This window comes from Bradyrhizobium sp. BRP22 (assembly GCF_020194175.1).
In the GTDB taxonomy this organism is placed as follows: domain Bacteria; phylum Pseudomonadota; class Alphaproteobacteria; order Rhizobiales; family Xanthobacteraceae; genus Bradyrhizobium.
The window spans coordinates 58,788-80,604 of record NZ_JADYVX010000019.1 but is presented as its reverse complement, the minus strand read 5'-3'; the positions used below and the strand labels follow the sequence as shown (position 1 = coordinate 80,604).

Genomic DNA, 21,817 nt, shown 5'->3' with positions numbered 1-21,817 from the left:
TCACGCCCCTTCCTGCTCGGCCGGCGCCTCGGCAGCCTGCTCGCCCGCGACCTTGAACTTGCCGGGCTTCGGGGCTTCCTTCGGCAGCGGCTTCTTGATGGCGTCGCGCACCCTGATCCATCCGCCCTTGGAGCCGGGGACGGCGCCTTCGACCAGGATCAGGCCACGCTCGACATCGGTCTGCACGACGCGAAGGTTGAGCGTGGTGATGCGATCGACACCCATGTGGCCGGGCATCTTCTTGTTCTTCCAGGTCTTGCCGGGATCCTGACGGCCGCCGGTCGAACCGATCGAGCGGTGCGAGATCGACACGCCGTGGGTGGCGCGCAGACCGCCGAAATTCCAGCGCTTCATGCCGCCGGCGAAGCCCTTGCCGATCGAGGTGCCGGTGACGTCGACGAACTGACCGACCACGAAGTGATCGGCCTGGATCTCCGCGCCGACCGGGATCAGCGCATCCTCGGACACGCGGAATTCCGCGACCTTGCGCTTCGGCTCGACCTTCGCGACGGCGAACTGGCCGCGCTCGGCCTTCGGCATGTACACGGTCTTGCGCGAGCCCGAACCGAGCTGCAGCGCGACATAACCGTTCTTCTCAGTGGTGCGGTGGCCCAGCACCTGGCAGTTGCCGAGCTTCAGCACGGTCACGGGAATATGCTCGCCGGCCTCCGTGAAGACCCGCGTCATCCCGACCTTTTGTGCGATCACTCCGGAGCGCATCGGCGTGGTTCCTGTTCTCTTCGTCCGCTCGCGCAGACTTCAATCCAAAACTTAGAGCTTGATCTCGACGTCGACACCGGCGGCCAGATCGAGCTTCATGAGAGCATCGACGGTCTGCGGGGTCGGATCGACGATGTCGAGAAGGCGCTTGTGAGTGCGCATCTCGAACTGTTCGCGGCTCTTCTTGTCGACGTGCGGCGAACGGTTGACGGTGAACTTCTCGATGCGGGTCGGCAGCGGAATGGGACCGCGAACCTGGGCACCGGTGCGTTTGGCCGTATTCACGATCTCGCGGGTCGACGTATCGAGAATGCGATGGTCGAACGCCTTGAGACGGATGCGGATATTCTGGCCGTTCATTGCCGTACTTTCTCTAGTGAGTGGCGAGTAGCGAGTAGCGAATAGAAATTCCTATTCGCCGCTCGCCATTCCCTATTCGTTTCTTTACTCGAGGATCGAGGCGACGACGCCGGCGCCGACGGTGCGGCCGCCTTCGCGGATCGCGAAGCGCAGCTTCTCCTCCATCGCGATCGGCACGATCAGGTGCACTTCCATCGCGATGTTGTCACCGGGCATCACCATCTCGGTGCCCTCGGGCAGGTGCACGACACCGGTCACGTCGGTGGTGCGGAAGTAGAACTGCGGGCGGTAGTTGGTGAAGAACGGCGTATGACGGCCGCCCTCTTCCTTGGTGAGGATGTACGCCTCGGCCTTGAACTTGGTGTGCGGCTTGACCGAACCCGGCTTGCACAGCACCTGGCCACGCTCGACTTCCTCGCGCTTGGTACCGCGGAGTAGCGCGCCGATGTTGTCGCCGGCCTGGCCCTGATCGAGCAGCTTGCGGAACATTTCGACGCCGGTGACGGTGGTCTTCTGGGTGTCGCGCAGACCGACGATCTCGATTTCGTCGCCGACCTTCACGATGCCGCGCTCGACACGGCCGGTCACCACGGTGCCGCGGCCCGAGATCGAGAACACGTCTTCGACCGGCATCAGGAACGGCTGATCGATCGGACGCTCCGGCTGCGGAATGTACTCGTCGACATTGCGCATCAGCTCGAGGATCGCGTCATGGCCGAGCTTCTTGTCGCTGTCTTCGAGAGCGGCCAGCGCCGAGCCCTTGATGATCGGGATCTTGTCGCCGGGGAAGTCGTACTTCGAGAGCAGCTCACGCACCTCGAGCTCGACGAGCTCGAGCAGCTCCGGATCGTCGACCATGTCGCACTTGTTGAGGAACACGACGAGCGCGGGAACGCCGACCTGGCGGGCAAGCAGGATGTGCTCGCGGGTCTGCGGCATCGGGCCGTCGGCAGCCGACACGACGAGGATCGCACCGTCCATCTGGGCGGCGCCGGTGATCATGTTCTTCACGTAGTCGGCGTGGCCGGGGCAGTCGACGTGGGCATAGTGGCGCTTCTGCGTCTCGTACTCGACGTGAGCGGTCGAGATCGTGATGCCGCGGGCCTTCTCTTCCGGCGCCTTGTCGATCTGGTCGTAGGCGGTGAACGTCGCACCGCCGGTCTCCGCCAGGATCTTGGTGATCGCGGCGGTCAGCGAGGTCTTGCCATGGTCGACGTGACCGATGGTGCCGATGTTGCAGTGCGGTTTGTTACGCTCAAATTTTGCTTTGGCCATTTGACTCTCCGTTCAATCGTTAGCTGCCAACCAACGATAATCAGGCAAACTTCTTCTGGACTTCAGCCGACACGTTCGCCGGAGCTTCGGCGTAGTGATCGAACTGCATGGTGAAGGTCGCGCGACCCTGGCTCATCGAGCGTAGGTTGTTCACGTAACCGAACATGTTCATGAGCGGCACCATCGCGTTGATGACGTTGGCGTTGCCGCGCATGTCTTGGCCCTGGATCTGGCCGCGCCGTGAGTTCAGGTCGCCGATGACGGAGCCGGTGTAGTCTTCCGGCGTCACCACCTCGACCTTCATGATCGGCTCGAGCAGAACGGACTTGCCCATCTGCAGCGCCTCGCGGAAGCAGGCGCGCGTGGCGATTTCGAAGGCCAGTGCCGACGAGTCGACGTCGTGGAACTTGCCGTCGATCAGCTGCACCTTGACGTCGACCACCGGGAAGCCGGCGACCACACCCGAGCCCAGCACGCTCTCGAGACCCTTTTCGACGCCGGGGATGTATTCCTTCGGCACCGCGCCGCCGACGATCTTCGATTCGAACTCGTAGCCCTTGCCAGGCTCGTTCGGCTCGACGATCAGCGTCACGGCCGCGAACTGGCCGGTGCCGCCGGTCTGCTTCTTGTGGGTATAGCTGTGCTCGACCCGCTTGGTCACACGCTCACGGAACGCCACTTGCGGCGCGCCGATGTTGGCGTCGACCTTGTAGGTGCGCTTCAGGATGTCGACCTTGATGTCGAGATGCAGTTCGCCCATGCCCTTCAGGATGGTCTGGCCGGACTCGTGATCGGTCGAGACCCGGAACGACGGATCTTCCGCCGCGAGCTTCGCCAGCGCGACGCCGAGCTTCTCCTGGTCGGCCTTCGACTTCGGCTCGATCGCGATCTCGATCACCGGATCCGGGAACTCCATCTTTTCAAGGATCACCGGGTGATTCGGATCGCACAGCGTGTCACCGGTGCGGGCTTCCTTCAGGCCCGCCAGTGCGACGATGTCGCCGGCATAGGCTTCCTTGATGTCTTCGCGGTTGTTCGCGTGCATCAGCAACATGCGGCCGATGCGCTCCTTCTTTTCGCGGGTCGAGTTGATGACGCCGGTGCCGCTCTGCAGGATGCCCGAGTAGATGCGGCAGAAGGTGATGGTGCCGACGAAGGGATCGTCCATGATCTTGAAGGCGAGCAGCGCGAGCGGCTCCTTGTCGTCGGCCTTGCGTACGACTTCGTTGCCCTTATCGTCGGTGCCCTTGATCGCGGGCACGTCGAGCGGCGACGGCAAATAGTCGACGACGGCGTCGAGCAGCGGCTGCACGCCCTTGTTCTTGAAGGCCGAGCCGCACAGCACCGGATAGAACGCGCCAGTCAGCACCGCCTTGCGGATCAGCCGCTTCAGCGTCGCCTCATCTGGCTCGGTGCCGTCGAGATAGGCGGCCATGGCGTCGTCATCGAGCTCGACGGCGGCTTCGACCATCTTCTCGCGATATTCCTTGGCCTGGTCGACGAGGTCGGCCGGGATGTCGACGTAGTCGAACTTCGCACCGAGCGACTCGTCGTTCCAGATGATACCCTTCATCTTCACGAGGTCGACGAGACCCTTGAAGTTGCTCTCGGCACCGATCGGGAGCTGGATCGCAATCGGCTTGGCGCCGAGGCGGTCGACGATGTCGGACAGGCACTTGAAGAAGTCGGCGCCAGTCTTGTCCATCTTGTTGGCGAAGACGATGCGCGGAACCTTGTACTTGTCACCCTGGCGCCAGACGGTCTCGGTCTGCGGCTCGACACCCTGGTTGGAGTCGAGCACGCACACGGCACCGTCGAGCACGCGCAGCGAACGCTCGACCTCAATCGTGAAGTCGACGTGGCCGGGAGTGTCGATGATGTTCAGGCGCTTGCCGTTCCAGAACGCGGTGGTTGCAGCGGAGGTGATGGTGATGCCACGCTCCTGCTCCTGCTCCATCCAGTCCATCGTCGCGGCACCTTCGTGCACTTCGCCGATCTTGTGGCTCTTGCCGGTGTAATAGAGGATGCGCTCGGTCGTCGTGGTCTTGCCGGCGTCGATATGCGCCATGATACCGAAGTTGCGATAGTCCTCGATGGCATGTTGGCGTGGCATGGGGCTGTTCCTTGAATTCCGTAGTTCGCCTTACCAGCGATAATGCGAGAAGGCGCGGTTGGCTTCCGCCATCCGGTGCACGTCTTCGCGCTTCTTGACGGCGTTCCCCCGGTTGTTCGACGCGTCGAGCAGCTCAGCCGAGAGCCGCTCCGTCATCGTTTTCTCGTTGCGGTCACGCGCGGCCGAAATCAGCCAGCGGATGCCGAGCGCCTGCCGGCGCACCGAGCGAACCTCCACCGGCACCTGATAGGTCGCGCCACCGACGCGGCGGGAACGCACCTCGATGGTCGGCATGACGTTCTCGAGCGCCTGCTCGAATACGCCGAGCGGGTTCTGCTTGGTCTTGGCCTCGATCATGTTGAGCGCGCCATAGACGATGTTCTCGGCGACCGACTTCTTGCCGGCATACATGACCGAGTTCATGAACTTGGTGATGATGATGTTTCCGAACTTCGGGTCCGGAAGCACTTCACGCTTTTCTGCAGAGTGACGACGCGACATCTTACCTGTTCCCGCTTACTTCGGACGCTTGGCGCCGTACTTCGAACGGCGCTGCTTACGGTTCTTGACGCCCTGGGTATCCAGCACGCCGCGGAGGATATGGTAGCGCACGCCCGGCAGGTCCTTGACGCGGCCGCCGCGGATCATGACCACCGAGTGTTCCTGCAGGTTATGACCCTCACCCGGGATGTAGCCGATCACCTCGAACCCGTTGGTCAGACGCACCTTGGCGACCTTGCGAAGCGCCGAGTTCGGCTTCTTCGGAGTCGTCGTGTAGACGCGCGTGCACACGCCGCGCTTCTGCGGCGACTGCTGCAGCGCCGGCACCTTCTTGCGCGACTTCTGCACTGCCCGTGGATTTGCGATCAGCTGGTTGATCGTCGGCATGTCAGCCTTCACCCTTCAAGTTCGCGCGGAACCTCACTGGCTCCGCAAATTCTTCTCGGGAACGAGCCGCCCGTCCGGCCACCTCGCACGAAAACCATTCGCGCAAAACGAAATCGCGCCTACCACTCGTTGCTGAGCGGAAAGCGCTTCGACGCCACAGAGGACCGCGATTACGGCCGATCAGCATTCGCTGTTCGGTTGAGAACCGAGGTCATGCATCCGAGTTTACTCTCAAGAGAACGCGCTCAAGAGAACAAAAATCGTCCTGGCATTGCCTAGCTATCATCGACAGCGTTTGAGCGGCATTCGTCGAGGTTGGTGCCCGCCTCAGTCCCGGTAGGTCTGACAGGGTGTTCCGTTCCGACGCTGGCGTAGCTCACCGCCTGTCGTTAAGTGCGCGCCTTGTATAAGCGGTAGATAGTGAAGTCAAGCAAAACGGCAATACGAGAAACGCTTCTGCCGCCTGTACATTTGGCATTTTCGCGCAGTCAGCGCGAATGAAATCACGGGCCTGCAGCCCCCTCTTCGTCCAGGCTGAGTCGGTTGACTATTTTTACCCGGGCAAATATTCAGATCGAGAAACTGGGCGGCAGCGTTCAACGTCGAGCGATTCGTGCAGACCCGGTTGGCGCACGCCCGCTCAACGGCCGACTTCGGCCTTTGCCGGCGCGCGCAACGCGGCGGCGGCTTCTTTTTGCGGCTTGGCCGCGGTGCCCTGCGGCGCCTTGCTGGCCGACGCCGCCGGACGACGCTCCCGGAAGCGATGCCGTACGCCCCGCAGGAAATGGTAGCCGAGCAGCCGGCCCGCTTCCATCCGGAAGCCCAGCGACCTCGTTCCCCTGACGTCAAAGAGCATATCGAGCATGGCGCGGCGGCCGGCCCAAAGCTGGGCCATGAAACTGTCTTCCGCGGCACAGGAATTGATCGCCTCGATGTCGTCCTGCGCGAGCAGATGATCGGTCACCTTGTCGACGAGCAGATGCCCGGGCGAATACCGCGCGAACTGCGCATCGTATGCGGTCTTCCAAGTATAGGCGGTCGAGCCGCCATACATCAGCACCTGCGCCGCGGCCACCTCGCCATTCACCTGCAGCAGGGCGACCGAGCAGGCCTGCCGATCCGCCAGATTCTGCACCAGCTGCCTGGTGAAGGCGGCATCACCGGCATCCGATAGCACTGCCGTGCCCCGCTCCCCCTTCCAGCTTGCCTTCTCCATTGCCAGAAATATCTCGAACGCCTGGCGGACGGCGGCGGGTGACCGGTCGTTGACGACCTCGACGGAGCCAAGCGCCGCCAATCTGTTCCAGTCCTGACGCAGCTTTTTGCGGGTCGAGCCGCTGCGCTTTACGCCGAATTCTTTCGTCACGAAAGGTCGGCTGCTCCTTGCAACGATCAACGGTTCGATGCCGCGCGCGGCGAGCCATTTCGACATGGCCGCGTAGCTCGGGCATTCCGCGTCGAACGCGGTGAGGCTGAGGACGTCAGGCAGCATCGGGTCTTGTTCGATGGCCGCGAGGAACGCTGGAATGACCTGATCGGCGAAAGCCGGGTCGACGACGGGACTGGAAAGGAAGGCGTAATTGTAGGGCAGCGCTTCGGACACCTTTGGCCAAAGCGGCACGGCTCGCCGCACCTGCAACGCCCAGATGCCTGCAAGCCTTCGCTGCGAAGCGCCCTGCTCCCAGGCGAGCAGCACGCGTAATTTGGCAAAGTCGGTCGCGACGGCCGCCGCAAGCGCGGCCGGATTCATGAATACGTTCGACGACGCGCGCCGCACCAGTTCGTCCCATTGCGGGGCGATGTCCAGGCTGGGTGAATCAATCGTTACCGTGATCATCGAAATATGCGCTCTTCGACCGTTCCCGATCGTGTTTGCGGGACATTGCTTTTCAATTAAGCCGACACGGGGCTGACCTGATTGTGAAGCACCGGTTCAGGGTTCCTTTGCCATTCTCGGCCATGCATGGTGGCTTGCGATCAGAGGCAAGGCCCATGCGCTATACGGATGTTGCCATCGTCGGCGGCGGGCTCGCCGGCTCGACCGCTGCGGCGATGCTCGGACGCGCGGGCATTTCGGCGTGCCTGATCGATCCGCATGCGAGCTACCCACCCGAGCTGCGCTGCGAGAAGATCGGCGGCGATCAACTCGAACTCTTGCGCAAGACCGGCCTTGCCGAGCAGACGCTGCGCGCCACGACGCTGGATGGCCAAGTGTGGGAGGCGCGGTTCGGCTACGTCGTCGCCAAGAAGCCCAGCGATCAGCACGGCATCCTCTACAACACGCTGGTCAACACCATGCGCGCGCAGATTGCCGGCGATGTCGAGATCATCCATGCCAAGGCCTACGCCGTTTCGAACAGCGCCGACCGGCAAAAGATCGTGCTGTCGAACGGCGAGGAAATTTCGGCGCGTCTTGTTGTGCTCGCCAACGGCCTGAACACCGGATTGCGCCACACGCTCGGCATGCAGCGCCGCATCATCAGCGCGTGTCACTCGATCACCTTGGGCTTCGATGTCGTGCCCGCCGGGCGTAAGACGTTCGATTTTCCCGCGCTAACTTATTGGCCGGGCCGGCCGAGCGCGCGGATGGCCTATCTTTCGCTGTTCCCGGTCGGCGGAACGATGCGCGCCAATTTCATGGTCTACCGCGACATGACCGACCCGTGGCTGCAGCAGTTCAGGCAGGCGCCGGAAGCGACCATGCTCGCCACGATGCCGGGGCTTGCCCGCATGACCGGAGGCTTCATCGTCTCCGGACCGGTCAAGATCAGGCCCGCCGACCTCTGCGTCACCGAGGGATATCTGCAGCCCGGCATCGTCCTGGTCGGCGACGCTTTCTCGACGTCCTGTCCCGCGGCCGGCACTGGCACCAACAAGGTGTTCACCGACGTCGAACGGCTGTGCAACGTCCACATCCCGGCGTGGCTCTCAAGCGACGGCATGGATGTGCGGAAGATCCAGGCGTTCTACGACGATCCGGTCAAGCAGGCCTGCGAAGCACGATCGCTTGCCAAGGCCTACCACCTTCGCTCGCTGTCGGTCGATCATGGCCTGACCTGGCGCGCCGGACGTTGGGGCCGCTTCGTGGTCCGCTTCGCGCAAGGGGTCCGCTATTCCACCGCCGGCGCGCTGCGTCCAGCGCGGCAAGGCCCGATCGCCACGTCAAACTGAGCGATCACTCGTCCTCGTCGTCATCTTCGTCGTCTTCATCGGGCTGCGGGGCAGCATTGTACGCCAGATGGCCCTGATCGTCCCAGAGCTTGCGGTAGACGCCATTGGCCGCGAGCAACTCGGCGTGGGTGCCGCGCTCGATCGCCTTGCCGCCGGAGATCACGATGATCTCGTCCATGTCGACCACCGACGTCAGCCGGTGCGTCGACCAGATCATGGTGCGGCCCGCGGCAACCCTGAACAGCGTGCGGTTGATCGCGGCCTCCGTGGTCTGGTCGAGGGCCGAGGTGGCTTCGTCGAGCAGCAGCACGGCTGGATTACGAATGATGGCGCGGGCGATCGCGATGCGCTGGCGCTGGCCGCCTGACAGCGTATCGCCGCGCTCGCCGACCACAGTGTCGTATTTCTGCGGCAGGCTCATGATGAAGCGATGGATCTCCGCTTTCCGCGCGGCGTCCACGACTTCCTCGTCGCTCGCACCTTCCTTGCCGAGCCGGATGTTCTCCCGGATCGACATGTTGAACAGCATGTTCTCCTGGAACACCACCGCCATGCTCCGCCTGAGCGATTCGCGCGTCACCCTGCGGATATCGACGCCGTCGATGGTGACCCTGCCCTCGTCGGGCACGTAAAGCCGCAGGATCAGATTGAGCAGCGTGCTCTTGCCGGAGCCCGAGGGGCCGACGATCGCGATGCGCTGGCCGACCTTGAGCTTGAGGCTGAAATTATCCAGCACCGGCGCCTGGCTGCCCTCGTACTGAAACGTCACGCGCTCGAAGGTGATGTCATTGGTGATACGCGGCAGGTCCGGGGCGCCCGGCCGGTCGGCGCCGCGCGTCGGCTCATCCAGCAGTTCCTGAATGTGTCGCACCGCCGCCGCCGACTGGATCGACACCGGGATGAAATGCATCAGGTGCGCGATATTGTAGGACACCTCCCAGAATGCGCTCTCGAAGGTGACGAAGGTGCCGATGGTGATCTGGCCCTTGGTGGCGAGATAGGCGCCGATCGCGAGCACCACGAGGTGCAACAGCAGCACCGCGATGGTGACGGTGCGCTCCACCATCGTCGACAGGAACATCGCGGATGCCGCCTTCAACCGCACGTCGTTGTTGCGCATCGTGAACCAGCCGAGCGCACGGCGCTGCAGGTTGAACGCCTTCACCACGGCTTGGGCCGCGACATTCTCCTGCACGGTGCCGAGCAGCGCGGCCTCGTTCAGCTTCTGCTCGTAGTTGGCCTGCACCGCCTTCGGGGTCAGGATCCGCGGCCCGATCAGGGTGATCGGAAACACCAGCAGCGCGACCGCGGCGAGCTGCCAGCTCAGGAACAGCATCAGGATGATGCCGGCGATCAGCTCCAGGAACGGCAGCGCGGCGCTGTTGGCGAAGCTCTTGACCGACCCCTCGAAGGCCGAAAGGTCGATCGAGAAGCGCGACAGGATCTCGCCGCGCTTGGTGCGGGCGAAATAGGCCGATGGCAGGTTCTGGACGTGCTCGAACAGTTTGGTCCGCACGTCGGAAATGATGCAGGCGGCAAGCCGCGCGTCCCAGCGTTCGTACCAGACCGCGATGATGGACGTGATGATGCCGGCGGCGGCGAGCACGCCGAGGATCTTGTAGAGCGCCTGGAAGTCCTCCTCGCCGAGCGCGTCATCGATCAGAAACTTCAGGCTGAGCGGCATGATGACGTTGAACAACGTCTCGACCACGATGCCGAAGCTGACGAAGACCAGCATCCGCTTGTAGCTGGCGAGATACGGCTTGACGAAGCCGTAGATCGTGGCGAGCGCGCCGGCGGCTTCCTTGGCGGTGAAGACGACGAGGTCCTCGTCCTCATCATCGTCATCGAGCTCGACGTCGTTCTCGTCGTCCCCTTCGTCATCATCATCGGGAGGCGCTGATGCCGACGAAGGCTTGCTGCCGGGACCGGATGCAGGGCGCTCGGCATTGGCCCCGAGCTTCTTTTTCAGCTCGAGTTCTTCCGTCGCAACGGGATTGTGACCGTCAGGTGAAGGGGGCTTCGATGCCATGAACCCAACCGATACTGCACGGCCGGCATGACCGCAAATCGAGAGCGACAGCGATCGGCGCTATCGCAACGACTCTACGCGATCAGGGAAGATTGGGCAAAGCAATTGAACCGGCTGGTTAAACCAGCCAATCCTTGGGTCAATCCTCGTCCTCGACCTTGTCGAAGAACGAATAACGCAAGGCATCGGAATCGCCGTACCAACAGCCGGGTCCCTTGTTGGCGGCGCGCGCCGCGTTCCACAACGCTTCGGTGCAGTTGCGATGGTGGGCGGCGAGATCAAAACCGTTGCCGAAGAACAGCTCCGACCATTCCCACCAGGTGGCGAGCTTCTTCACCCCGCGCAACAGATCATAGCGGTCGATCAGACCGGGTGCGAGGTCCGAGGTCACCGAGCCGAACACGAGGCCGGTCTTGACCACGCGACGCAATTGGCGCACTGCGCGCACCACCTGCTTTCCGCCGAGATGGCAGAGGCTGGTCTCGAATACGAAGTCGAATTCGTTGTCCTTGAACGGCAGGTCGAGAACCGAACCGAGTTTGTTGTACTTCTTCAGCTCCTTCGGCGTCTTGCCGTGGATGAAGCGGTTGTTCTCGACGCCCCAGGCATCGACCCCGCGCTCGCGCAGCGCCCCGACCAGTTCGCCGCTCGCCGACCCCGCAACCAGGAGCTTGTAGCCCTTCGCCCTGCCCCAGACGATCTGGATCATCTCCATCAGCAGTGCAGGATCGGTGAAGTGGCGCCAGGCCTCACTGTATGGGCCGAGCCCGCGATAATTCTCGAAATATTCGCGGTCGATCTTGTCCGACAGCGGCCGCTCGGCCTGCGCGCGGGCGCGGCGCAGCCGGATCATCTCGGTCAGGATGATGTCGGTTGCGGCATCGGAGGAATCGAGCAGGCCGTTCAGGGTGGAATCGAACAGGTAATCGCCGACCACGACGATGCCGGGATGTTCCTTCGGCTCGGGACGATGGTTGGTCATGACGTCACGCGCCGGCAGGCCGCCGGGCAGCGCGTTCACGGAACTCAGCCAGCGATGGATCTTGCCCTCGAGGAAATGCGCGCGCGCATTGCCGAAGGACGCCGGCAGCGATTTCAGCGCGGCATCGATCAGTTCCTGGTCGCTGAGATTGGCAAAGGCCAGCGCGTCGGCCCCTGCAATCAGCCAGTTCAGCACGCCATGCCTGCCGACATCATGGCGCGAGCCTTCGTTGTAGACGCAGCAGCCGCCGAACGCCTCCGACATGAACCAGGAGCCGGCAATCTTCTCGCCCCAGAACGGCTCATCGAACAGGATCGAGACGCGCAGATAGTGCGCCGGCCGGTCGAAATAGGCGATGTGCTTGACCATCGACTGGCGCAATTCCTCGCCGTCCCAGCCGAGCGTGGCGAGCCAGGAATGCGGCAGGCAGACCAGCACGAGGTCGAAGTCACGCGCCTCCGGCCCCTTCCCGTTCATCATGTTGAGGCGGTAGCGGCCGTTGCCCGCCTTGCCGACTTTCAACACCCGATGATTGAGCTGGATGTCGGCATCGACTTCAGAGCGCAGGCACTCGATCAACTGCTCATTGCCGTTCTGGATCGAGTACAGGCCGATATAGCCGTCGATATCCATCACGAAGTTCTTGAGCGCATTGAGCCCGTTGGTGTTGTGGCTCTCGGTCGCGATGTCGGAGCGCGCCATCACCTTGAAGAAGCGCTTGGCAGTTGCGTCCTCGACCTCCTCGTCGAGCACCTCTTCACAGGTCTTGTGGGTCCAGGGATGTTCGTTGTCGTGCGCGCCGACGCCTTCGTAATATTCGACCGGCGAGATCATCTCGGTGCAGCGCTGGCGGAACGCCTCGATCGCGGCGGCGGTCTTCGCACCATATTTGCGGCGCATGCCCGGCACGTCATTCAGCAGTTCGCCATCGAGCTGGACCTGCTCGGCATCCATCGGAATGGTCTGCAGGCCGAAATGCTGGATCAGTTCGCGCAGCGGATCCGGGCCGGTCATCGAATAATCGTAGATCTCGGCGACGCCGGCCTCGTAGGTCGCGGGCGCGGAATCGAATTTGCGCGTGACGATCTTGCCACCGAGCCGATCCGACGCCTCGAAAATGGTGACGCGGCAGAGGTCGCCGAGCTTCCGCTTCAGGTACCAAGCACTCATCAGCCCGCCGGGGCCGCCGCCAACGATTGCAAGATCGAGCATGTGGATTCCGTATCTTCCGGGCGGACGAAGCACCCGGCCCCTGCCGCTTTAGCAGAAGCGCTTTTCTGTCTGAAGGAAAGATGAACAAAGCAGGTTCGTGCATCGCAACAGAAAAGGAGAGCAGTAAAAAGGCCGGCAAAAAAGCCGGCCTTTTCGTGAGCACCGTAGTTTTGCGGAGCCTTACTCCGCGGGCGGCAGCGCCAGCGGCTCCGCTTCGGGCGCGGACGGCACGATCGCCGCCTGCTTCTCGCGCTCGTCGAGGATCAGCTTGTCGCGCTTCATGGCGACTTCGCGGATCCGCGCCATCGAGGCGCCCGTGCCCGCCGGAATCAGCCGTCCGACAATGACGTTCTCCTTGAGGCCTTCCAGCGGGTCCACCTTGCCGTTGACGGCAGCTTCGGTGAGCACGCGGGTGGTCTCCTGGAACGACGCCGCCGAGAAGAACGAGCGGGTCTGCAGGCTCGCCTTGGTGATACCGAGCAGCACCGGCGTTCCGGTCGCGGGCTTCTTGCCCTCTTCCTTGGCCTTGGTGTTGAGCGCGTCGAACTCGATCTTGTCGACCTGCTCGCCGTTGATCATGTCGGTGTCGCCCTGGTCGGTGATCTCCACCTTCTGCAGCATCTGACGAACAATCACTTCGATGTGCTTGTCGTTGATGAGCACGCCCTGCAACCGGTAGACCTCCTGGATCTCGTTGACGAGATAGGCAGCGAGTTCCTCGATGCCCTTGATCGCCAGGATGTCGTGCGGCGCCGGGTTGCCTTCGACGATGAAATCGCCCTTTTCGACGATGTCACCGTCCTGGAGGTGGATGTGCTTGCCCTTCGGGATCAGGTACTCGCGCGGCTCCTCGGTCTTGTCGGCCGGCTCGATCGAGATGCGGCGCTTGTTCTTGTAGTCGCGGCCGAAGCGGACGGTGCCCGCCACTTCCGCGATGATCGCCGCATCCTTCGGCTTGCGCGCCTCGAACAGTTCCGCCACGCGCGGCAGACCGCCGGTGATGTCACGCGTCTTGGCGCTCTCGGTGGAGATACGCGCCAGGATGTCGCCCGGCTTGACCTGCGCGCCGACGTCGACCGAGAGGATCGCATCGACTGACAGCATGTAGCGGGCGTCGCCGCCACGCGCGAGCTTCATCACCTTGCCGTCCTTGCCCTTGATTACGATGGCCGGGCGCAGGTCCGCGCCGCCCCGCGACGACCGCCAATCGATGACGACGCGCTTGGCGATACCGGTGGACTCGTCCAGCGTCTCCGAGATCGACTGGCCCTCGACCAGGTCCTCGAACCCGATCGTACCCTCGACTTCGGTCAGCACCGGGCGGGTGTACGGATCCCACTCGGCGATGCGCTGGCCGCGCTTGACCATGTCGCCCTCGTCGACATGCATGCGCGAGCCGTACTGGATGCGGTGCGTCGCACGCTCGGTGCCATCGGCGTCGACGATCGCAACCACCATGTTGCGGACCATCGCGATCAGGTGGCCTTCGCTGTTGCGAGCGATCGACTTGTTCCTGATCACGATCTTGCCGTCGAAGTTCGACTCCACGAACGACTGCTCGTTGATCTGCGCTGCGCCGCCGATGTGGAACGTGCGCATCGTGAGCTGCGTGCCCGGCTCGCCGATCGACTGCGCCGCGATCACGCCGACCGCCTCGCCATGGTTGACCGGGGTGCCGCGGGCGAGATCGCGCCCGTAGCACTTGGCACAGATGCCGTTGACGAGCTCGCAGGTCAGCGCCGAACGGATCTTCACCTCCTGGATGCCGGCGCGATGGATGGCGTCCACATGGGACTCCTCCATCAGCGTGCCGCGCGCGACCAGGACGTCGTTGGTCGCGGGATCACGCACGTCATCGCAGGCCACGCGGCCCAGGATGCGCGAGCCGAGCGAGGCGACCACCGTGCCGGCATCGATGATGGCGCGCATCTTGATGCCGAGATGGGTGCCGCAGTCGCTGGACGTAATGATGCAGTCCTGCGCCACGTCGACCAGACGGCGGGTCAGGTAGCCGGAGTTCGCGGTCTTCAACGCGGTGTCCGCGAGACCCTTGCGGGCGCCGTGGGTCGAGTTGAAGTATTCGAGAACCGACAAGCCTTCCTTGAAGTTGGAAATGATCGGCGTCTCGATGATCTCGCCCGACGGCTTTGCCATCAGGCCGCGCATGCCCGCGAGCTGACGCATCTGCGCCGGCGAACCACGCGCGCCGGAATGCGCCATCATGTAGATCGAGTTGATGTCGGCATCCGCCCCGCCGGCCGTCTTCTTGGTCGAGGAGATCTCCTTCATCATCGCCTTGGCGACTTCCTCGCCCGCCTTCGACCAGGCGTCGACAACCTTGTTGTACTTCTCACCATGGGTGATCAGGCCGTCATTGTACTGCTGCTCGAAATCCTTCGCCAGCGTACGGGTCTGATCGACGATCTTCCACTTCGACGCCGGCACGACCATGTCGTCCTTGCCGAACGAGATGCCGGCCTTGAAGGCGTTGTAGAAGCCGAGGGCCATGATGCGGTCGCAGAAGATCACCGTCTCCTTCTGGCCGCAGTGCCGGTAGACCTGATCGATCACGCCGGAGATCTCGCGCTTGGTCATCAGCTTGTTGATGATGTCGTACGAGATCTTCGGGTGCTTCGGCAAAAGATTGCCGAGCATGACGCGGCCCGCGGTGGTTTCAATCCAGCGCTTGCTCTTCTTGCCTTCCTCGTCGGTGCCCTCCCACCGGTACTTGATCTTGGTGTGGAGGTGGATGACCTTCGAATGCAGGGCATGCTCGAGCTCGGCCATGTCGCCGAACACCTTGCCCTCGCCGGGCAGGCCTTCGCGCATGATCGAGACGTAGTAGAGGCCGAGCACGATGTCCTGCGACGGCACGATGATCGGCTGGCCGTTCGCGGGGTGCAGGATGTTGTTGGTCGACATCATCAGAACGCGCGCTTCGAGCTGCGCTTCGAGCGACAGCGGAACGTGCACGGCCATCTGGTCGCCGTCGAAGTCGGCGTTGAACGCAGCGCAGACCAGCGGGTGAAGCTGGATCGCCTTGCCCTCGATCAGCACCGGCTCGAACGCCTGGATGCCCAGGCGATGCAGCGTCGGCGCGCGGTTGAGCAGCACCGGATGCTCGCGGATCACCTCGTCCAGGATATCCCAGACCTCGGGCCGCTCCTTCTCGACCAGCTTCTTCGCCTGCTTCACGGTCGTCGACAGGCCCTTGGCGTCAAGCCGCGAATAGATGAACGGCTTGAACAGCTCGAGCGCCATCTTCTTCGGCAGGCCGCACTGATGCAGGCGCAGCTCGGGACCGACCACGATCACCGAACGGCCGGAATAGTCGACGCGCTTGCCGAGCAGATTCTGACGGAAGCGGCCCTGCTTGCCCTTGAGCATGTCGGCAAGCGACTTCAGCGGGCGCTTGTTGGCGCCCGTGATGACGCGGCCGCGGCGGCCATTGTCGAACAGCGCGTCGACGGCCTCCTGCAGCATGCGCTTCTCGTTGCGGATGATGATGTCGGGCGCACGCAGCTCCATCAGCCGCTTCAAGCGGTTGTTGCGGTTGATGACGCGACGGTAAAGGTCGTTGAGGTCCGACGTCGCGAAGCGGCCGCCATCGAGCGGAACCAGCGGGCGCAGATCCGGCGGGATCACCGGGATGACCGTCATGATCATCCATTCCGGCTTGTTGCCGGAGACGCGGAAGGCCTCGACGATCTTCAGCCGCTTGGCGAGCTTCTTGTGCTTGATGTCGGAGTCGGTCTCCTGCATCTCCGCACGCAGCGAAGTCTCGAGCTTCTCCAGCTCGAGGCCCTTCAGCAGCTCGCGGATCGCCTCCGCGCCGATCATGGCGGTGAAGCTGTCCTGGCCGTATTCGTCCTGCGCCTTCAGATACTCGTCTTCCGACAGGAGCTGACGGTCCTTGAGCGCGGTGAGACCCGGCTCGAGCACGACGTAGTACTCGAAGTACAGGATGCGCTCGAGGTCCTTCAGCGTCATATCGAGCAGAAGGCCGATGCGCGACGGCAGCGACTTCAGGAACCAGATGTGGGCGACAGGCGCTGCGAGCTCGATATGGCCCATGCGCTCGCGCCGGACACGCGACAGCGTGACCTCGACCGAGCACTTTTCGCAGATGATGCCCTTGTACTTCATCCGCTTGTACTTGCCGCACAAGCACTCGTAGTCCTTGATCGGCCCGAAGATGCGCGCGCAGAACAACCCGTCCCGCTCCGGCTTGAAGGTGCGGTAGTTGATGGTCTCCGGCTTCTTGATCTCGCCGTAGGACCAGGACAGAATCTTCTCCGGGGACGCGATCGAAATCCGGATCTGGTCGAAGACCTGGGCCGGCGTCGTCGGATTGAAAAGATTCATAATCTCTTGGTTCATGGTCTTCTCCGTCTGCCGACTTTCGTCGGCCCATGCATCCCTTGTCTGTCATGCCCCGCGAAGGCGGGGCATCCAGTAATCACCGCTGCCGCGGTTACTGGATCGTCCGCCTCCGCGGACGATGACGGTGGCGAAGGCGGCGTCACCGCCGCCTTCACAAAATTACTCGGCCGCTTCCGACGTCGGCGCCGGTCCCATCTTGGAATTGTGCAGGTCGACGTTGAGGCCGAGCGAGCGCATTTCCTTGACCAGCACGTTGAACGACTCGGGGATACCAGCCTCGAACGTGTCGTCGCCGCGCACGATCGCCTCGTACACCTTGGTACGGCCGGCGACGTCGTCCGACTTCACGGTCAGCATCTCCTGCAGCGTGTAGGCCGCGCCATAGGCTTCCAGCGCCCACACCTCCATTTCGCCGAAGCGCTGGCCGCCGAACTGCGCCTTGCCGCCCAGCGGCTGCTGGGTGACCAGCGAGTACGGGCCGATCGAGCGGGCGTGGATCTTGTCGTCCACCAGGTGGTGCAGCTTCAGCATGTAGATGTAGCCCACCGTCACCTTGCGATCGAAGGGATCGCCGGTGCGGCCGTCATAGACGGTCGACTGGCCGGAGGCGTCGAAGCCAGCAAGCTTCAGCATCTCCTCGATGTCGGCCTCCTTGGCGCCGTCGAACACCGGGGTTGCGATCGGCACGCCGTGGCTCAGATTGCGGCCAAGCTCGATCAGCTCGTTGTCGTTCAGCGAGCGGATGGTTTCATCGTCGCCATAGATCCTCTTCAGGGTCTCGCGCAGCGGCTTGAGATCCTGCTTCTGATAGTAGGCGTCGATGGTCTGGCCGATGCGCCTGCCGAGGCCGGCGCAGGCCCATCCGAGATGGGTCTCGAGGATCTGGCCGACGTTCATGCGCGAGGGCACGCCGAGCGGGTTCAGCACGATATCCGCATGCGTACCGTCCTCGAGGAACGGCATGTCCTCGATCGGCACGATCTTGGACACCACGCCCTTGTTGCCGTGGCGGCCGGCCATCTTGTCGCCGGGCTGGATCTTGCGCTTCACCGCGACGAAGACCTTGACCATCTTCATCACGCCGGGCGGAAGTTCGTCGCCGCGCTGCAGCTTTTCGACCTTGTCGAGGAAGCGCTGCTCGAGCCCCTTCTTCGACTCATCGTACTGCTTACGCATCGCCTCGATCTCGGCCATCAGCTTGTCGTTGGGCGAGGCGAACAGCCACCACTGGGACTTCGGATACTCGTCAAGCACCGCGCGGGTGATCTTGGTGTCCTTCTTGAAGCCCTTCGGGCCGGAAATGCCCTGGCGGTTCTCCAGCAGCTCGGCGAGACGGCTGTAGACGTTACGGTCGAGGATCGCCTGCTCGTCGTCGCGGTCCTTGGCGAGTCGCTCGATCTCCTCCCGCTCGATCGCCAGCGCACGCTCGTCCTTGTCGACGCCGTGGCGGTTGAACACGCGGACTTCCACGATCGTGCCCTGCACGCCCGGAGGCACGCGCAGCGAGGTGTCGCGGACGTCGGAGGCCTTTTCGCCGAAGATGGCGCGGAGCAGCTTCTCTTCCGGCGTCATCGGGCTTTCGCCCTTCGGCGTGATCTTGCCAACCAGGATGTCGCCGGCGCGCACTTCCGCGCCGATATAGACGATGCCGGCCTCGTCGAGGTTCTTCAGCGCCTCTTCCGAAACGTTCGGAATGTCGCGCGTGATTTCCTCAGGACCGAGCTTGGTGTCGCGGGCCATCACCTCGAATTCCTCGATGTGGATCGAGGTGAAGACGTCGTCCTTCACGATCCGCTCGGAGAGCAGGATCGAGTCTTCGAAGTTGTAGCCGTTCCACGGCATGAACGCGACCAGCACGTTGCGGCCGAGCGCGAGTTCGCCGAGATCGGTCGACGGACCGTCAGCGATGATGTCGCCCTTCTTGACGCTGTCGCCGACCTTCACCAGCGGCCGCTGGTTGATGCAGGTCGACTGGTTGGAGCGCTGGTACTTCATCAGCCGGTAGATATCGACGCCCGACTTGGTCGGATCGAGATCCTCGGTGGCGCGGATGACCACGCGGGTGGCGTCGATCTGGTCGACCACGCCGGAGCGGCGAGCCGCGATCGCGGCGCCCGAGTCGCGGGCAACCACGCCTTCCATGCCGGTGCCGACGAACGGCGCCTCGGCGCGAACCAGCGGCACCGCCTGGCGCTGCATGTTCGAGCCCATCAGCGCGCGGTTGGCGTCATCGTTCTCGAGGAACGGAATCAACGCCGCGGCGACCGAAACGAGCTGCTTCGGCGACACGTCCATGTAGTCGACCTTGTCAGGCGTCACCGGCAACACTTCGCCGGCATGACGGCAGACCACGAGGTCTTCGGTGAAGCGGCCCTTCGGATCGAGCGGCACGTTGGCTTGCGCCACGCGGTAGCGCCCCTCCTCCATCGCCGAGAGGTACACCACCTCGTCGGTGACGCGGCCGTCCTTGACCTTGCGGTAAGGCGTCTCGACGAAGCCGTATTTGTTCACGCGCGCAAACGTCGCGAGCGAGTTGATCAGGCCGATGTTCGGACCTTCGGGCGTCTCGATCGGGCAGATACGACCATAATGCGTCGGGTGCACGTCGCGCACCTCGAAGCCGGCGCGCTCGCGAGTCAGACCGCCCGGGCCAAGCGCCGACAGGCGCCGCTTGTGGGTGATCTCCGACAGCGGGTTGGTCTGGTCCATGAACTGCGAGAGCTGCGAGGAGCCGAAGAATTCGCGCACGGCAGCCGCCGCAGGCTTCGCGTTGATCAGGTCCTGCGGCATGACGGTGTCGATATCGACGCTCGACATGCGCTCCTTGATCGCGCGCTCCATGCGGAGCAGACCGATGCGGTACTGGTTCTCCATGAGCTCGCCGACCGAACGCACGCGGCGGTTGCCGAGATGGTCGATGTCGTCGATCTCGCCCTTGCCATCGCGCAGGTCGACCAGCGTCTTGATGACCGCAAGGATGTCTTCCTTGCGCAAGGTGCGATGGGTATCGGGCGCATCGAGCTCGAGGCGCATGTTCATCTTGACGCGACCGACGGCCGAGAGGTCGTAGCGCTCGGAATCGAAGAACAGCGACTGGAACATCGCCTGCGCCGAATCCAGCGTCGGCGGCTCGCCCGGACGCATCACGCGGTAGATGTCGAACAGCGCGTCCTCGCGCGTCATGTTCTTGTCAGCCGACAGAGTGTTGCGGATGTAGGCGCCGACGTTGACGTGGTCGATATCGAGCAGCGGCAGTTCCTTGTAGCCCTGCTCGTTGAGCGATTTCAGGAGCTTCTCGGTGATCTCCTCGCCGGCTTCCGCATAGATCTCACCGGTCTTCGGATTGACGAGGTCCTCGGCGAGATAATTGCCGACCAGCTCCTCATCCGACATGCGCAGCGCTTTGAGGCCCTTCTCCTGCAGCAGGCGGGCCTGACGAACGGTGAGCTTCTTGCCGGCTTCGAGCACGACCTTGCCGGTGTCGGCGTCGATCAGGTCGTTGACCGTGGAATAGCCGCGGAAACGGTTGGCGTCGAACGGCACGCGCCAGCCGTCCTTGGTGCGCTTGTAGCTGATCTTCTTGTAGAAGGTCGAAAGAATCTGCTCGCCGTCGAGACCGAGCGCGTACATCAGCGAGGTCACGGGAATCTTGCGGCGGCGGTCGATGCGCGCGAACACGATGTCCTTGGCGTCGAACTCGATGTCGAGCCACGAGCCGCGATAGGGGATCACGCGCGCGGCGAACAGGAGCTTGCCCGAGGAATGGGTCTTGCCCTTATCGTGGTCGAAGAACACGCCGGGCGAACGGTGCATCTGGGAGACGATGACGCGCTCGGTGCCGTTGACGACGAAGGTGCCGTTCATCGTCATGAGCGGGATGTCGCCCATGTAGACGTCCTGCTCCTTGATGTCCTTGACCGACTTGGCACCAGTCTCCTCGTCGATATCGAACACGATGAGGCGCAGCGTCACCTTGAGTGGCGCAGCGAAGGTCATGCCGCGCTGGCGGCACTCGTCGACGTCATATTTCGGCGGCTCGAATTCGTAGCGCACGAACTCAAGCATCGAGGTGCCGGAGAAGTCGGAGATCGGGAACACCGAACGGAACACGGCCTGCAGGCCTTCGTCCGGCCGCCCGCCCTGGGGCTCATCGACCATCAGAAACTGGTCGTAGGACGCCTTCTGAACCTCGATGAGGTTCGGCATCTCCGCGACTTCCTTGATGTGACCAAAGAACTTGCGTACGCGTTTGCGACCGGTGAATGTCTGCTGCGCCATCGTGGCCTCTCATTTTCGCCGCCCTTTTGGGGCGAACCTTCCGGAGCGCGACTGCCACCGCACCCGGGTTGAATTTCGAATCGCCTCGAAGGAACAAGGGCCAAATTCAGGAACAAAATCCTCAATTCGTTCTTGTGACCTTCAAAACGCAAAAGGACGCGCGGGGCGCTTGACGCACCCGCCCGTCAAAACTTGTCGCTTCACGGACTGAAAAAGCCCGAAATCTGCCTGTCTCCCAACGGATCGCGTCGGGAACCCTGCCGCCCCCGCCGCCAACCGTGTTTTCCGCTGCCAGCCCGATATGGGATGACGATCATGGAGATTCGAGGGTTAAACCCGCGAATCCCCACACTTTTTTGTGTACCATGCGAAGCGCGACAACCCGTCGCACATCTTTTGCATG

The 21,817-nt window shown here is 63.1% G+C and carries 12 protein-coding genes; 1 reads left to right on the top strand and 11 read right to left on the bottom strand.

What is annotated here, in order from left to right; all coding sequences use genetic code 11:
- From rplC to I6F35_RS22735, 7 genes are all read right to left on the bottom strand, one after another.
- Entirely contained in the window at positions 1-720 is a 720-nt protein-coding gene (gene rplC, locus I6F35_RS22765) for a 50S ribosomal protein L3 (RefSeq protein ID WP_225119899.1), read from the bottom strand.
- Positions 721-771: 51 nt separating this feature from the next.
- Complete coding sequence (gene rpsJ / locus I6F35_RS22760) at positions 772-1,080, bottom strand: 30S ribosomal protein S10 (RefSeq protein ID WP_002712302.1); 309 nt, start codon at positions 1,078-1,080, stop codon at positions 772-774.
- An 84-nt stretch (positions 1,081-1,164) separates the two neighbouring features.
- Positions 1,165-2,355 (bottom strand): elongation factor Tu, encoded by a 1,191-nt coding sequence (gene tuf / locus I6F35_RS22755; protein ID WP_225119898.1) that lies wholly within the window; start codon positions 2,353-2,355, stop codon positions 1,165-1,167.
- A gap of 40 nt (positions 2,356-2,395) precedes the next feature.
- On the bottom strand, positions 2,396-4,468 hold the full coding sequence (gene fusA, locus I6F35_RS22750) for an elongation factor G (protein ID WP_225119897.1): 2,073 nt from the start codon (positions 4,466-4,468) through the stop codon (positions 2,396-2,398).
- A 30-nt stretch (positions 4,469-4,498) separates the two neighbouring features.
- Complete coding sequence (gene rpsG, locus I6F35_RS22745; RefSeq protein WP_225119896.1) at positions 4,499-4,969, bottom strand: 30S ribosomal protein S7; 471 nt, start codon at positions 4,967-4,969, stop codon at positions 4,499-4,501.
- A 15-nt stretch (positions 4,970-4,984) separates the two neighbouring features.
- Complete coding sequence (gene rpsL / locus I6F35_RS22740; RefSeq protein WP_025588683.1) at positions 4,985-5,356, bottom strand: 30S ribosomal protein S12; 372 nt, start codon at positions 5,354-5,356, stop codon at positions 4,985-4,987.
- A 640-nt stretch (positions 5,357-5,996) separates the two neighbouring features.
- A complete protein-coding gene (locus tag I6F35_RS22735; protein ID WP_225119895.1) occupies positions 5,997-7,193 on the bottom strand; it encodes a GNAT family N-acetyltransferase in 1,197 nt (398 codons plus the stop codon).
- A gap of 155 nt (positions 7,194-7,348) precedes the next feature.
- Between I6F35_RS22735 and I6F35_RS22730 the strand changes: the two genes are divergently transcribed.
- Positions 7,349-8,527 (top strand): NAD(P)/FAD-dependent oxidoreductase, encoded by a 1,179-nt coding sequence (locus I6F35_RS22730; RefSeq protein ID WP_225119894.1) that lies wholly within the window; start codon positions 7,349-7,351, stop codon positions 8,525-8,527.
- A gap of 4 nt (positions 8,528-8,531) precedes the next feature.
- On the opposite strand, the gene I6F35_RS22725 is transcribed toward I6F35_RS22730, so the two are convergent.
- The 4 genes from I6F35_RS22725 to rpoB form a co-directional block, all read right to left on the bottom strand.
- The gene (locus I6F35_RS22725; protein WP_225119893.1) at positions 8,532-10,559 is read right to left on the bottom strand and encodes an ABC transporter ATP-binding protein; all 2,028 of its coding nucleotides are present in this window, start codon (positions 10,557-10,559) and stop codon (positions 8,532-8,534) included.
- A 139-nt stretch (positions 10,560-10,698) separates the two neighbouring features.
- Positions 10,699-12,753 (bottom strand): FAD-dependent oxidoreductase, encoded by a 2,055-nt coding sequence (locus I6F35_RS22720; protein WP_225119892.1) that lies wholly within the window; start codon positions 12,751-12,753, stop codon positions 10,699-10,701.
- A 180-nt stretch (positions 12,754-12,933) separates the two neighbouring features.
- Positions 12,934-17,133 (bottom strand): DNA-directed RNA polymerase subunit beta', encoded by a 4,200-nt coding sequence (gene rpoC, locus I6F35_RS22715; RefSeq protein ID WP_225119891.1) that lies wholly within the window; start codon positions 17,131-17,133, stop codon positions 12,934-12,936.
- Between the two features lie 162 nt (positions 17,134-17,295).
- A complete protein-coding gene (rpoB, locus tag I6F35_RS22710; protein WP_225119890.1) occupies positions 17,296-21,414 on the bottom strand; it encodes a DNA-directed RNA polymerase subunit beta in 4,119 nt (1,372 codons plus the stop codon).
- Between the last annotated feature and the right edge of the window lie 403 nt (positions 21,415-21,817).

Bases quoted from the DNA above. Each gene is read 5' to 3' on its own strand.
- rplC (WP_225119899.1), bottom strand. From the start codon at position 720: ATGCGCTCCGGAGTGATCGCACAAAAGGTCGGGATGACGCGGGTCTTC.
- rpsJ (WP_002712302.1), bottom strand. From the start codon at position 1,080: ATGAACGGCCAGAATATCCGCATCCGTCTCAAGGCGTTCGACCATCGC.
- tuf (WP_225119898.1), bottom strand. From the start codon at position 2,355: ATGGCCAAAGCAAAATTTGAGCGTAACAAACCGCACTGCAACATCGGC.
- fusA (WP_225119897.1), bottom strand. From the start codon at position 4,468: ATGCCACGCCAACATGCCATCGAGGACTATCGCAACTTCGGTATCATG.
- rpsG (WP_225119896.1), bottom strand. From the start codon at position 4,969: ATGTCGCGTCGTCACTCTGCAGAAAAGCGTGAAGTGCTTCCGGACCCG.
- rpsL (WP_025588683.1), bottom strand. From the start codon at position 5,356: ATGCCGACGATCAACCAGCTGATCGCAAATCCACGGGCAGTGCAGAAG.
- I6F35_RS22735 (WP_225119895.1), bottom strand. From the start codon at position 7,193: ATGATCACGGTAACGATTGATTCACCCAGCCTGGACATCGCCCCGCAA.
- I6F35_RS22730 (WP_225119894.1), top strand. From the start codon at position 7,349: ATGCGCTATACGGATGTTGCCATCGTCGGCGGCGGGCTCGCCGGCTCG.
- I6F35_RS22725 (WP_225119893.1), bottom strand. From the start codon at position 10,559: ATGGCATCGAAGCCCCCTTCACCTGACGGTCACAATCCCGTTGCGACG.
- I6F35_RS22720 (WP_225119892.1), bottom strand. From the start codon at position 12,753: ATGCTCGATCTTGCAATCGTTGGCGGCGGCCCCGGCGGGCTGATGAGT.
- rpoC (WP_225119891.1), bottom strand. From the start codon at position 17,133: ATGAACCAAGAGATTATGAATCTTTTCAATCCGACGACGCCGGCCCAG.
- rpoB (WP_225119890.1), bottom strand. From the start codon at position 21,414: ATGGCGCAGCAGACATTCACCGGTCGCAAACGCGTACGCAAGTTCTTT.